The 13,383-nt window shown below is 47.7% G+C and carries 14 protein-coding genes; 12 read left to right on the top strand and 2 right to left on the bottom strand.

Annotation, left to right across the window (positions count from 1 at the left end; all coding sequences use genetic code 11):
* Positions 1–238 precede the first annotated feature (238 nt).
* From ABMC88_RS17570 to ABMC88_RS17545, 7 genes are all read left to right on the top strand, one after another.
* The gene (locus ABMC88_RS17570; RefSeq protein ID WP_349578184.1) at positions 239–673 is read left to right on the top strand and encodes an SLATT domain-containing protein; all 435 of its coding nucleotides are present in this window, start codon (positions 239–241) and stop codon (positions 671–673) included.
* Positions 670–1,140 (top strand): GNAT family N-acetyltransferase, encoded by a 471-nt coding sequence (locus ABMC88_RS17565; RefSeq protein WP_349578183.1) that lies wholly within the window; start codon positions 670–672, stop codon positions 1,138–1,140. The genes ABMC88_RS17570 and ABMC88_RS17565 overlap by 4 nt, the downstream gene beginning before the upstream one ends.
* An 11-nt stretch (positions 1,141–1,151) precedes the next feature.
* The gene (locus ABMC88_RS17560; protein WP_349578182.1) at positions 1,152–1,868 is read left to right on the top strand and encodes a cyclase family protein; all 717 of its coding nucleotides are present in this window, start codon (positions 1,152–1,154) and stop codon (positions 1,866–1,868) included.
* Between the two features lie 2 nt (positions 1,869–1,870).
* Positions 1,871–2,830, top strand: coding sequence for a fatty acid desaturase (locus tag ABMC88_RS18590; protein ID WP_439655620.1), 960 nt, complete (start codon positions 1,871–1,873; stop codon positions 2,828–2,830).
* Positions 2,823–3,245, top strand: a complete 423-nt coding sequence (locus ABMC88_RS17555; protein WP_349578181.1) for a GNAT family N-acetyltransferase — start codon at positions 2,823–2,825, stop codon at positions 3,243–3,245. The genes ABMC88_RS18590 and ABMC88_RS17555 overlap by 8 nt, the downstream gene beginning before the upstream one ends.
* Positions 3,246–3,607: 362 nt before the next feature.
* A complete protein-coding gene (locus tag ABMC88_RS17550) occupies positions 3,608–4,534 on the top strand; it encodes an ornithine cyclodeaminase family protein (protein WP_349578180.1) in 927 nt (308 codons plus the stop codon).
* A 104-nt stretch (positions 4,535–4,638) separates the two neighbouring features.
* Positions 4,639–5,109 (top strand): GNAT family N-acetyltransferase, encoded by a 471-nt coding sequence (locus ABMC88_RS17545; RefSeq protein WP_349578179.1) that lies wholly within the window; start codon positions 4,639–4,641, stop codon positions 5,107–5,109.
* 192 nt (positions 5,110–5,301) lie between these two features.
* Here the strand turns inward: ABMC88_RS17545 and ABMC88_RS17540 are convergent, their stop codons facing one another.
* Positions 5,302–7,311 (bottom strand): SUMF1/EgtB/PvdO family nonheme iron enzyme, encoded by a 2,010-nt coding sequence (locus ABMC88_RS17540; protein ID WP_349578178.1) that lies wholly within the window; start codon positions 7,309–7,311, stop codon positions 5,302–5,304.
* Between the two features lie 233 nt (positions 7,312–7,544).
* Here ABMC88_RS17540 and ABMC88_RS17535 point away from each other — a divergent pair, with 233 nt between their 5' ends.
* From ABMC88_RS17535 to ABMC88_RS17515, 5 genes are all read left to right on the top strand, one after another.
* Positions 7,545–8,006 (top strand): GNAT family N-acetyltransferase, encoded by a 462-nt coding sequence (locus tag ABMC88_RS17535; protein WP_349578177.1) that lies wholly within the window; start codon positions 7,545–7,547, stop codon positions 8,004–8,006.
* Positions 8,007–8,056: 50 nt separating this feature from the next.
* Positions 8,057–9,343, top strand: a complete 1,287-nt coding sequence (locus tag ABMC88_RS17530; RefSeq protein ID WP_349578176.1) for a preATP grasp domain-containing protein — start codon at positions 8,057–8,059, stop codon at positions 9,341–9,343.
* 40 nt (positions 9,344–9,383) lie between these two features.
* Positions 9,384–10,370 (top strand): C45 family autoproteolytic acyltransferase/hydrolase, encoded by a 987-nt coding sequence (locus ABMC88_RS17525; protein WP_349578175.1) that lies wholly within the window; start codon positions 9,384–9,386, stop codon positions 10,368–10,370.
* 110 nt (positions 10,371–10,480) lie between these two features.
* Positions 10,481–11,227: a hypothetical protein gene (locus tag ABMC88_RS17520; RefSeq protein WP_349578174.1), complete on the top strand. Its 747-nt coding sequence runs from the start codon at positions 10,481–10,483 to the stop codon at positions 11,225–11,227.
* A gap of 69 nt (positions 11,228–11,296) precedes the next feature.
* The gene (locus ABMC88_RS17515) at positions 11,297–12,349 is read left to right on the top strand and encodes a class I SAM-dependent methyltransferase (RefSeq protein WP_349578173.1); all 1,053 of its coding nucleotides are present in this window, start codon (positions 11,297–11,299) and stop codon (positions 12,347–12,349) included.
* Here the strand turns inward: ABMC88_RS17515 and ABMC88_RS17510 are convergent.
* The gene (locus ABMC88_RS17510) at positions 12,315–13,280 is read right to left on the bottom strand and encodes an HNH endonuclease (RefSeq protein WP_349578172.1); all 966 of its coding nucleotides are present in this window, start codon (positions 13,278–13,280) and stop codon (positions 12,315–12,317) included. The genes ABMC88_RS17515 and ABMC88_RS17510 overlap by 35 nt on opposite strands.
* Positions 13,281–13,383 lie beyond the last annotated feature (103 nt).

Here is a 13,383-nt window from a genome sequence, read left to right as displayed (position 1 = left end):
GGTGTATCGCTGGAGTACGAGTGAGCTTGCAGTGATGTGGGACGTCTGCGGGCCGAGGAGGGTGCTTAGATGTCAGCCTGACATCAATGACCACCAAAAGGAATTGATTGACTTCTATAGTCTAACCGAAATCTAGAATTTACGTTCTCCGGTTGCTACCTTGATTGAGATTTAGCACTGTGCCACGGTCAGAACGGTGCCTCTTACTTGCGGCGATTAGAATTACAAGAGTCTACTTATGCATAGTGAAACGGATAAAATAGCAGAGAGCTTGAGGATTTCTCAGATGGCACATTATGCCTGTGCGGAAAGATATCAGCTGAAACACAGTTTAGTTGGCGGTTCTGCGGTTGTTTTAACAACTGTAACCAGCGCCCTTACTTTCTTTGACGCGAAGAGCGTTTCTCCACAACTTATCTATCTAATACCGTTATTAGGAGTTCTTTCGGCTGTTCTGGTCGCTGTTCAAACATTCTCTCGTTTTCTTGAGAGATATGAGGCTCACCGAATTGCTGCCGTTAACTATGGCACTCTTCAAAGACGACTATCGTACGGACAAGTGCAAGACGCGAAAGAAATACTGAAAGAGTGGGAGGACGTAAGTTCCAGAAGCCCGGTGACGCCCACCAAAGTTCGAGATATTAGTAAACGTAAAATGAAAGGTGAAGGATGAGCCTTTGTAATCTCGTCGAGATAACCGAAGAAAACTGGAAAGAAGTGATATCGCTTGAGGTCGAAGAAACGCAAGCCAACCTCGTTGGCCCAAACGTCCGGTCTTTGGCTGAAGCCTACGTAAGGCCAAGCTCTGTCACTTTTGCGATTCAAAATCAGGATTTAGAGCCAGTCGGATTCATGATGTACCTGACGGAGGATTTTGACGGGAAAAGACACATTCACCGTTTCATGATCGATAGGCGGCATCAAAAGAAGGGCTACGGACGTGAAGCCTTACGACTAACTGTCAATCAAATATGGGAAGCCGAAGGATATGAGGATGACATAATGATCATGTTCTTGACATATAATACCTACGCAGAGCACGTTTACACTGAGTTCGGCTTCGAGGATACAGGTGAGATTGTAGTGGACGAAAAGCTGTTCCGGCTGCCATATTCAAAGAGAGCACAGTATAGAGTTTGAAGGATAAATTTTTGAACGTTACAGATTATCACATCGTTGACCTCAGTCATACTTTCTTTCCAGGCATACCTCATGCTGAAGATATGCCGGAAGAAAGCACAAAGAAGATCTATGATTTTGAGAAGGATGGCTTTCAAGCGCACTATTACGGTTTTGCTGGCCAGTGGGGGACACATGTAGATGTCCCAATCCATTTCGTTGAAGGTGGTAGGACCCTAGATCAGATTTTGCCGTCAGAACTTGTCCTCCCATTGGTGGTAATTGACTGTGTTGCTGAGGCGGAAAGTGACAGTGACTATTTGATGTCGCCCGAGAAAGTGCTCGAACATGAGAGTGCGTATGGACGTGTTCCATCCGGTGCATTTGTAGCGATGAAGACGGGGTGGAGTTCGAGGTGGCCAGATCCACAACGCATGTCGAATAAGGATTCAAGTGGCGTCGCGCATTTCCCTGGATGGAGCGTTGAGGCGGCGCAGCTTCTCTTGAAAGAAAGAAAAGTTCTAGCTTTTGGCCATGAGCCAACAGATACTGACGGTGGCATGAAGGTGACCGCTGACAACTTTGAATGCGAAGATTACATATTGCGTCAGAATGTCTATCAAGTTGAACTTATGGCATCAATGAGTGGAATACCTCCAGTAGGTTCTACGATTGTCGTTGGTTTTCCGAAGTCTTTGGGTGGATCGGGATTTCCGGCACGACTTTTGGCTCTAGTCCCAAAGGTGTAAGCATGCCAAGAGCCTCAGGTTATAAGCCAAGTCCCGATGTGTGGGCGAAAAAACAGTCGCTACGGACCCCTTCACTCTTTGTAAACATGGGGTTCTTGCTAGCTGACTACTTGTGTATTTGGTTGCTTCCGTTGGTCATTTTTTGGATCGACCATCCGATCAAAGTGCCGCTTGCTATACTCTGTTTTCTGGTGTCTGCTCGGGGTATGCGAGGTCTCGAATGCCTTGTCCACGACGGATCACATTATAATATTGTTAACGTCAAACCAACTGGCAAACTACACATTGCATTGTCGAAAGTTGGATTGGGCCGTCAAACTAGAGTAATTAGCGACATAGCTGTGAATATAGTCGCCGCCTATCCGGTGTTCAGTACAGTGCAGAACTATCGTGCCTCCCATGAGTTGCATCACAACAAGTTGGGTACAGAATACGACCCAGACTTTGTGCGTCATCGGGAGCTCCAGCTAGAAGGCCTTGACCGGTCCGAACCGTTGAAATTTTTTTATGAGATTGCAAATAGACTGATACCATACTGGATGTCTTGGTGGAGGGCGATTGGTACTGACAAAAGGACTGCGGCCATAGCCAGTTGTTGGCATGTTCTTCTGGTGTTTTCAGTGTCATTGGCAGTGGGGTTTCAAACTGCTCTCACCTATTGGATCGTCAGTTTCTTGGTACCTTTTCTACTAGTTTTGCCAATCTTAAGGTTTATTGGAGAGGCAGCCGAGCATGATTATGTGACGGATAGCAGTGTTGCCGAACAGACTTTCTCAAACACAGGATGGCTGCACCGGCTTTGGCTCCACCCACACAACGACGGATATCATACTCTACATCACCTTTTTGCAGATGTGCCGCATCACAATTTGCGAGATCTCAACCGCTTCATTCAAGAGAACGACAGTGCAAATTACGGAGAATTCCTCCGAAATCGAGTAAGCGTTCTCCAAGATGTCTAGGCGAGTAACATTCTACTGGAAGTGCCCAAAATATCTCGAATACAAGCAACTCTGGTGCTTTACAGACTGGCCTTTGATAACAGAGAAGGCCTACAATAGATATGTGGCCATCGAGGGTAGTGTTCTGACTGCGCGAGATGATAGCAGTAGGCTCGTCGGCTTTTCTCGTGTCGTCAGCGATTGGTGCCAGTACGCATATATTCAAGACGTCATTGTTGAGCCGAACTATCGACGAGAAGGAATTGCTACAGAAATGCTATCCATGATGATAGAAAAAGTTAAAATCAAAGACATTCATTTCCTGGCGCTCTTTTCAACTTTCGAGGGAGAGGAGCTATATCGAAAGATTGGTTTTGAAACACCAACAGAAAATGTGCCTTTACTCTTAATTGGAGACCCTCTGCCAAAAAGTTGATCTGTAGGCCAAGACAAGGCCTATGGACATAGTGGTAAAAGGTGATGCGTGCCTTCTAAGTATGACTCTGCAGTTTTCATCAAAGCAAAACCCAATCTTGAACGACAATAGTTCGATTTTTGGAACGGATGAAAGGAATTATGCAAGGTTAAAGGGTGTCGACTATCGTTCGGCTCCAACGGCGAGATTTGCGGTGATTCGGTACTCTACGAAGTGCAAGCCTGCTTAGGGGCATGTGATAAAGTTGGAAGCCGTTGAAGTTTAACTTGTGTCGAGTCGATGAAAACTCAGGTCTACACTTCATGTCAGCTGATCGGTTTTTATCGACTCTGTCAGGACATAATAAAGGAGAGACATTAGACATGACATCAATAAAATATTTAGCCGCTAACGATTTGAACGCGCTAAATATTTCCACTTCCGAAGTGATCCAAAGTATAGAAGCCATGATAAAAAAGGAAGATACTTCAGAGGCTTTCTCATCGCCCAAGTCGGTAATTAACCATCCCGATGGGCGTTACATTATGGCAACGCTGGCTTGTTCGGACAACCCTCCAATTGTGGTTACAAAGTCTGCGCTAATGAGCCAACGCAATGCCGAGCGTGGCCTGCCACAAATCAATTCTTTAGTAACGGTCTTGGATGGTGAGACTGGAATACCGCAGGTGACAATCGACGGGAATTGGATAACGGCTGTTCGAACTGCGGGATTGAGCGCAACCGCATCCAAGTATTTGGCCAAAGTGAACTCAGAAACAGTCGGCTTTATAGGTGCAGGAGTGCAAGCTCGAAGCCACCTTCGTGCATTTTCGGAGCTTTTTCCACTCAAGCATATCAAAATCTATAGCCGCGGAAAAAGAAATATCGAGCTCCTGACCGAGCTTGCATGCTCCCTCGGGCTAAGCGTTGATGTGAACTTATCCCCGCAAGAAATTGTAGCGAACTCTGACATCGTTACAACGTCGGTCGCCACGTCCGCCATAAGTGAGCCCTTTCTCGACGCAAATTGGCTTGGCTCTGATGCGTTTGCTGCTGTACCAGCGGAGGCTGCTTGGTTTCCCGCAAGCCTGAGTAGTCTCGACGAGGTTTTCATAGACGACCAAGTGCAAGAAAATACTATGTCCACAAAGCTGGTTGATCCTGATATTGTGTCGGGCGACCTCAAACTCTTGATTGAAACGGGCGTCAAACACGGTAGAGCAGCCAAAAAAAGTAGTGCCTTTGTCTTTAGAGGGCATGCTATGGGAGATCTCGCCGTTGCGGCCTTAATCTTAAATAAATTAAGTTGAGTGATTATGATTTTTTTACGAGAATCTTTTCCTAATTCGCCTTCACTTCGAGACTTCGACGTTTTGGTCCATGGAAACGCACAACTCCTTTGGGTCACACAAACATGAGTTCGACCCTGAGTGCAAAGATAACTATTGAGAAGGCAAACCAGGAAGCCATTCGGACACTTTTTGAAAGTGCAGACGCCGATTACCGAGCGACACATTCTGAGCTAAAGAACACGCCAATATCTGCAAAGGAGATCGATGATTCTAGAGGAGTTCTCTGGGTGGCGCGTGTTGACGGGGAAGTTGTGGGGCATGTGGCGCTGGGTAAATTGCGGGAAGACGTGTATGAAATTAAGAGGCTACTTGTTGTTGACGAATATCGGAGAATTGGAATTGCAAGAAAACTCTTAGCTGTGCTGGAGGAATTTGCTAAGAGCGCAGGGGCCAAGTCACTAGTACTCGAGACTGGAACCATGCAGCCTGCTGCTATTTCGCTTTATCGAAGACTAAATTTTGAAGAAGTTGATGCATTTTTCCCTTATGAAAAGCACCCAAAAAGTGTCTTCTTTGAAAAGCATTTGGAATGACCACATGACATCTTGAGCTTCACCGATTCACCGATGTTGTCTGCTCTGCAGCTGCTGCCTTATGATCATAAGGAAATACAAGATGGCTGACGCAGGTTAGCGATGTTTTCGTTTGATAAGTGCCTATTTTCGATCAATTCACATCGTGCTCTGCCGTTATCAAAAGATGGTTCATGATTACGATACATGGCGTTAACCCAGATGTTTCACGTTGACTAAGTTCCAAATCTGATTGAAGTTTCCGTGCTTCTCAAAAAGAATAACGTCTGGCTGCGATTTCGTTCGGCCACCGTCCAAGTCAATTACCTTATTTGTTTCGCTCGCTAAAATAAGGAAACCGCCGGGGTTTCTGACGAGTTCCCACTTCGATTTCTTCCTCAAACCTTTGATGTCTTCACGCAGTTCCAAAGAACTATAGTCTGCAAAATCGTCCGGCCGAACCAAGTAAAGACCGGTATCTCTGTGTTTTAGCGAAATCTGCATAGTATTTTCCACTCGTTCAACAACCCATACGTTGCTCGCTGAGTGGCCAAATTCAGCGACGCCTAGACTTGTATTGCCCGCAACCTCATGCACGGACAAACAAACCGGACCTATGCCGGATGCGAGGATATATTCGTTTTCATGTTCGATAGTTGAGGGAATCTCTCGTATGACTCGAAAACCAACGCTGTTAAATACCGCGTCTGCCTCCATCGTGATATTGGCACCGGGGTGTAGTTTTTCGTCGCCGTAGTAAAAACATCCACCTTTCAAAACCCATTCTTCAGGGTTTCCACCATCACCAGGTCTTGCTAAGCGACAGTATTGCTGACTGTGCCTGGTTGGGAAGCTATTATCCCCAGTCCACTCCCATGTGTTTCCGAGTTGACCCGCTACGCCGAACTGATTTTCTGGAAAATCGCCGACTTCCAAAACGTTTGAGTGCTTACCTCCTCGAAAATTTGCATGGTCGTGGCTGGGATGTTCGCCCCACCAAAACCTAGTTTCACTATTTGCTCTTGCTGCAAACTCCCATTCGTTCTCGGAGGGAAGCCTGTAGTTGAAGCCTGTTAATTCTGACAGCCATCTGGTATAAGCTACCGCATCGGGTATGGTTATCCCAACAACAGGTTTTTTTGGATTGCTGAGGTCGCCGATCATTTTTCTGTATTGTGGTCCGGCCTCTGAACAAAAGTAATCCCATTCTCTTACTGTGATCGGGTATTTTGAGATAGAGAACGGCCGGGAAATACCTACTTCAACACCACAGTCGGTCCTGAAGGTTCCGGAGTCTAGGTGCACCATAGTTGGGGATATCGAGTTGTCTTGAAACTCTGTCTTCGGCTCGTAAGCTTCAGACTTCGTATGGCCAGAGTTATAGACCAAGCGCTCTGTGCCATATGGAATTGACCGAATAAAATTAGGTAGGTCAGAGTGCTGTGAACCAAATGAGACGGCATGAACGTTGCTGACGCTATTGAATTTCGCATCATCTCCGTCTTTGACCAAAATATAATTTCGATAGGCGCTATCAGTTTTCGCAATGAATTCGAAAAAGGGTTGAAAATTTGGATCTTCGATTCCTGCACCGAAGCCAACAAATAGTAGCCCGTAGTTCAGTGATAGATTTCGAAGAAATGTTTGAAGGCGTTCTTCGTTTAAGATCGACGTATAAGACCTCATGCCAAAGACGATGTGCTCGGGTCGGTCGGCACATCCATGCACATGCATAATGTAACCTAGTGGGTCATTTTGTAAAAGTTGAAGAAAATTTTTCTGTTGCCAGTCCAGCGGGATACATGTTCGTTTACGACCGGGTCGGGAGAGTAACGTGTCGTAGTTTGTTGTGACAATCGGCGCATCTAAGGAGTATATTGCGTCCAAAAGTGCGGCGGATTCCACTTTCAACTCACCGATCGTCTCGCGGATCCACATGTTCCATTCGTTTGATCTATGGCCAAGCTTTCGTTCAATGAGTGTGGCTATGGCCAACCAATTGTCGAGATCATCCGTTTGTAACATCGATTTGAGATCGTTAGCAGACTTCGCCTCGAGCTTCTGTGTGCCATGGCGCGTGCATTCGTCTATCCCATGCTCGAGAAGCCCTCGCCAGGTCGCGATTGAGTTGCCTTGCGCGGTTGCAGCGGACACTCCTGCTCCGGCGACAACGGCCAGTTTGCCGTTGTTTGCTAGTTTGCGAAGATCAGAAGGGATACGCATTTGTCATTTCATCCTCATTCATTGATCGGTATGTATAGTTCGTTTATGCTGTGAAAGCTACATGGTGTTTGTGGTTCCCCAGCCCAAGTCTGACGTTGCTTTTCGAGGCTACTCTAGTCAAGTTCTTCCACATAGTGCCGTGGTTAGAGGTTTTGCTTAGCGTCTGGTGGGTGATTGAGGTAAGCTATGTCAAAGAATGTCGTTGATACATCATTTGCCTTAAGGAGCTTCGATTGACCGTTACTTTGAACCCGTTGAATGTCGATAATTGGGAAGAATGCGCCGAGTTAAAGGTGGGCCCGACCCAAGAAGGGATGGTGGCTCCCAATGTTTGGTCCATCGCGGAAGCTTGCGTTCGGCCAGAAAGCGAGATTTTCGCAATTTGCCATAATGGTGAGATGGTCGGGTTTTTAATGAGTTTGGAGCATGAAGGCACAGAGACGGTAGAACTATATCGGTTCATGATTGCTTTTGAGCATCAGCAGTCCGGCTACGGACTGACAGCTGTACAACAGTTTATTGAGTATCAAAGAGCGAAGGAAATTAGTCCGAAAAAGTTAGTTGTAAAATTTCTGATTGAGAACTTCTCAGGAAAAAAGCTCTATGAGAAAGCAGGCTTTCAAGATACTGGCGAGTTGGAGGAGAACAAAGAGTGGCGGTTTACTGAGCATGTCTATTTTATGGACCTGGTGTGATCTCAAAGGCTACTTCACTTTGAGATTTTTTCGAACGAAAGAAATTTTCATTGGTTGATATCTTCCTAGCGAATACCTCCGAGGACTATGCCGAAAGACTGGAAATGCAGGGGCTTGCTGGTGTGCAGGCGGCGCATGAAATGGACCTCTCCAATAGATCATTGCTGTACGGCGGAGGGAGAAAAATCGTTGTCCTCCCGACGAACGTGGACGCTGCATGGGTTCGTAACACATGTAGTTCAATTGGATATAGCGATCTAACTATTCTTATACCATCGAATACCTCTCTGCGACTTTGTCGGTCTATAGAACGAGATGGTGTTTTGCTGGAAAGGTTGGCGTCTATCTTGAGGTCTAATCCGAGTAGTCGTCTCATACCTTATGCGGTAACGAAGGAGTATTGCAGCCTTTGCCGTGCACTTGAACTGAGCGATCCCTCAGTCAGCCACGCTGCTGCGATACAAATGGATTCTAAAGCTGAATTCCGGATGGCGTTCCAAGATACAGCTGTTCGGATGCCGCGAGGGTATGTTTGCGAAGAGCTAAGTCAAGTCGTTACGAGGCTGATGGAGTTTTCAGAAGTAGGAACTCCTGCTGTACTCAAGGTTCATGATGGAGAGTCCGGTTGGGGTATGGAGATTTTCGATTGGCTTGCACAGGCTGATAAGAGAGATAAAAGGCAGATTGATAAAGCCGTCAAAGAGATTGTTTCTGCAGATTTGGTATGGTCGCACGGGCCATATATCGTTGAGGAGTACATCGTACCAAGCTCTAAGTTGAGTGCTTTATCACCTTCTGGGGAAGGCACTGTGTCTTCAAGTGGTACGAGTTTGGACTACATTTGTGACCAAGTAATCGCTGCCGACGGTACGTTCATTGGGATCCGTATGGGCCGCTCGATCCAAGAACTGCCACTGACATCAGTTGTAGCAGAACGTACGATCCAAGTCGGGCAACGTCTGCAAGAGATGGGTTACGAAGGTTCATATGATGTAGATTTCATTGTTGGCGATGAGGGACTATATGCCTTGGAGAGTAACGTAAGGCGAACCGGGGGTACACATGTGTACGAAGTTGCGAAGCATTGCTTCGGGGACGATTGGACATCGCGAAGCTTTATTTCGAACGATAGCATTTCTTACGGAGAACATTCATTGAACGGAGATGAGATTTACCGAAGGTTGGGCGACATTTTATTCGATGCAGCCGAAGGGTCAGGTATTATCGTTTCCTACATTAGTTCTCGCCGTCCCATGATTGGGGTGATAGGGGTCGGCAAAAACGATCACGAAGCGATAGGCTTCTTGCAAAGGGTTTCTGAACTCTTGAGACATTAGGCGTTACTTGTCAGTAGATTTGAAGAATTAGATCCGTTCCATGCAACCCACGGCCAAAAAAGCCCACAAAAATTTTCATGTTGTTGAGGCTTCTGACCCAAGGGAAATGGGGCAGAAGCTGGGCTCAAAATTCGGTTCGTGGACGCAGAGAAGCATTGAAGAACAGTGTTCGCAAGATAGTTGGTTGGAAAAGCGCAGTGAAGTGCGGCGTCTTCTGCCTCTAATAGAGAAGTGGGCCGGCGACCTTGCTGAGGAGATAGACAGCTATTCTCAGGCTGCCCAAGTCGATCTGATTGATGCTTGGGTATTAAGTACAGAGTCGGAGTTCGACAAGGATCAAGCGGAGAAATGCACAACTATTCTGAGTAACGATGGTCAGCTTTTGGCCCATAATGAAGACTGGAGTGCTGACGCGAGTGATTCGATTTGCGTTTTGAAGCGCAAAATTGGGGAGTTTTCAGTATTTGAATTCCACTATTATGCCGTACCTCTTGGTGGTACAGCATTTTCTGTAAATTCGTTTGGTTTGTGTTCTGCGGTAAATAGTTTACCTGTTTCGACCGTAAGCCACGGGTTGCCGCGCAATGTTGTTGCACGACTCATTAGTCATTCTTGCGACGCTGAAGCTGCGTTGGCGATAATTCGTGATGTCCCCCGATATTCGGGCTATAATTATGTGCTGTCCGACACTCACGGCACCTGCTTGAACATTGAGTGTAGTGCGGATGATTTTATAGTCACTGAGCCAAGTTTCCCTTACGTGCATACAAATCATTATAGGCATCTGTCCGGTATGCCGGCTGTATATGCAAGCGACTCAAGCTACGAGCGGCTTGAAAGAGTGGCTGCTGAAGCATCGGAGAACATGACGAAGCATCGCGCTTCTGCTATTCTTCATGATTGTTATCCGGTTTTTAGCAATAAAACCATTGGTAGCGTCGTTGTTGACATCGAAACATGGTCTGCTTTGGTCTGGTTGAAACGCGAAAAGGAACTTGGTTGGCTTAGTTACCCGCTGCCCACCTAATTCACCAATGAATATGAATTAACATAATAAACCTTATGCGGTTTTATACTTAGTGTTGCGATAGTATATTATCGTCTGTATGCTGAAGCCCGTCTCAGAGGGTCCTCAGCATGCGTCATCTAATCAAGAAACTCCTCCCCTCGGCCGCAGTCGCTTTGACTGTGACAAGTTCTTCGCTGCCAATGCCGGCCCGCGCGCAGACATACCCGATCGATTGCGCGATCCTCCTGTGCCTGTCTGGCGGCTGGCCTGCTTCCGTGCCATGCGCCAGAGCCCGCGCCGAATTCATCCGACGCATTACGCCTTGGCCGGTGGAACCGCCGCTTCAAATCTGGCGCTGTCCCATGGGTGCGTCCTTTGAGACCGCTCCAGCAGCAAACAGTGCAGACCGCGTCTTTGAAGCGCTTTTCCAGAATAACAGCACTGGATCGCGACAATCCTTTCCAGCGCGCAATACCGCTGATCCAATTATGGCTGCTTGGCGCACCCCAGAAGCCCCAAAATACCTTGTTCCCGCCGACCAGGCCCTCCGACTCGTTCAAAATCGTGCGGACATCGATATCAGCGGACCTGAGTTCAACTTCGTGCGGTCGATCCGTGTCTTTGATGTCCGGTATGCGCGACAACACGAATCCGGGCGTGATGGTGACTGCAACCGTAGCGCCACCGTGGTCCTGGGCACCTATGGCATCCAAGGTGACTTCGTCTGGCAAAGGTCTTCCATAGCCGCCCTTCCCACCGCCCATGTTGGCCTTGAACGTTGGGGCCAGAATTGCCCTGATATCTATCACCGATCCGTCTTCGTTGATTGGCATGACTACGGTGGAGAATACGGCTTTGAGCAAGTGGACTATTAAATTGTAACAGTTCACAAGGTCTTGCATTGTTTAGGTCATAAACGTGCAAGACTAGGAGAAGGCTGTTCAATGAACGGGAAGCCGAAAAGTAACTCTGAAGAGATCCAAAAGATCGCTTGCGAGCAGAACTACGAAACGTTTCGATCGCTGAATCAGCAGATGTGGCAGATTCCTATCATATCGATGACGTTGACGGGGGGATTGTGGTTCGGCGTGTCAGGTGCTTCGGACTTTCCAGTGTTTCAGGTCGCACTTTTGGTTTTGGCTTTCGTCGGGAACTTAGCGCTTGCCGTTATTATTGTGCGGTTGCGATACGTCATGGATAAACACTTGGATTGGCTAAGGCTCAACCTTGGCCCAGACTTCGTCGAAGCGAAGGGGCCGCAATGGTACAACAAACAGTTCGTAGTCCGAACAGCATTTCAGGTGGTGCTCGTCTTAGCCGCGGCTGTAAGTATCGTTCTGTTGATCTTTACTGCTAAACAAACAGATTGGGGCAAGGAGTTTGCTAACATGACGGACAATCCCGCCCTTAGCTACTACCAAGATCATGCGGTACGTTTGGCGGATCAGTATGAAGTGGTTGACCCGGTCGAGGCGCATCCGGAGCTCAACGCATACTTGGATGCCCTCCCTGAAGGAACTCAGCTACGCATACTTGATGTGGGCGCTGGTTCTGGAAGAGATGCTGCGTGGCTGGCTCAGCTCGGTCACGACGTAACGGCTGTTGAGCCGTCTGGGGCAATGAGACGGCTCGCTCAGCACTTGCATCAGGCAACAGAGATCAGATGGCTGCCTGATGAATTGCCAGAACTTGCTCAGGTTAGTTCAGGCAGTTTTGACTTGATTGTCCTAAGCGCCGTTTGGATGCATGTCCGCCCTGAAGATCAAGTTGCGGCACTGCGGCGCCTGTCCCGTCTTCTTGCAGCAAACGGTCGGATATATGTTACTTTGCGGCTAGGTCCGGCGGAGCCAGACCGAGGAATATTCTCAGTCAGTCTTGAAGGTCTCAGATTAGTTGCTGAACCCTTGGGGCTAGAAGTTCAAATGCTGGGGGAACAAGATGATCTACTGGGCCGCAGCTCTGTTAAGTGGGTTTCAGTGATGCTGAGCGCCGCATAATTGGCTGCTGACCTTCAAGCGACCTGCGGCCGTAGTACCCTTTCTCATAACCGCCAAACGTGATCCTGTTCTCTTCAACAAGCTGCAAAAGGCTCTCTCTGCTGATGCCCGACTGTCCCCCAAGAGCAAACACAATCTCGATAATATCTGCGAGGTTTGCCTTGCGCAGGTGATCTTCCTTTGTCTGCATGAGGTTAAGGTAGTCGATTTCTAGCTTCTCATAAAGCGCGGAAATTAACGCTTGACCCTCAAGTACTTTGAGTTCTGCTTCGTTGCCAGCGCCTTGATGACACGCTGATACGCCGTCACGGACAACGGTTTCACGGCGCCTGAAATCTGTGTTGTCTTGGTTTCGTTTGGCTCGGTTACAGGAAAAGCAGAGTGCTTGCAGGTTTTCCGGATCGTTGACATCGATCAATTTTCCATGAAGCCGCACTTTACCTTCTTTGTTTGCCTTCGAGCGGGGAACAATATGGTCAATATCGATCGGGCGAACCTGAGAAGAGATCCCGCATAGTTGGCACTTTCCACCCGCCAACCTTAGTATGTCATAACGGACCGACGTACCTGCTTCTGGTGCCCTTTCTCGCGTCTTTTTCTTCTCGATCCAATCTATGATCTTTTCGTCGCAAATGGCCAATGCTCGGTTTAGAGCTTGTTGGTTCGTTGGATAGGTTACGAGCCGAAACTTCGAGCCCTGACGCTCATACTCCATCATGCCATGCTTTGTCAGAGTGGATTTTGGCCACCGCATTACGATCCGTTCGTAATACTCTTGGACAGCAATTTCATGACCTGCCAAGGCCGCCGCCAGTTGTGCTTTTGTCCGTAACCCTTTGTTGAGCAGTAGTTCTTTAAGGACAACTGGCTGATAAATATCAGTCATCGACATTCTATCGGATAAGAACTCAAGCAGTAAGTCTTTGGTCATGAATGCAACCCGAACCGTTGAGTTTTGATCGTCTGGTGCTCAGTGTCTTTGCTTGCCTTGAACCTGTCACGTTTCTGTGCCGCCCCACGTGCTCGCTTAGGCC

The sequence above is a fragment of the Sulfitobacter aquimarinus genome, assembly GCF_040149565.1.
Lineage (GTDB): Bacteria > Pseudomonadota > Alphaproteobacteria > Rhodobacterales > Rhodobacteraceae > Sulfitobacter > Sulfitobacter aquimarinus.
Note: the sequence above shows the minus strand (reverse complement) of the source record. Positions and strands in the feature narration are given on the sequence as shown.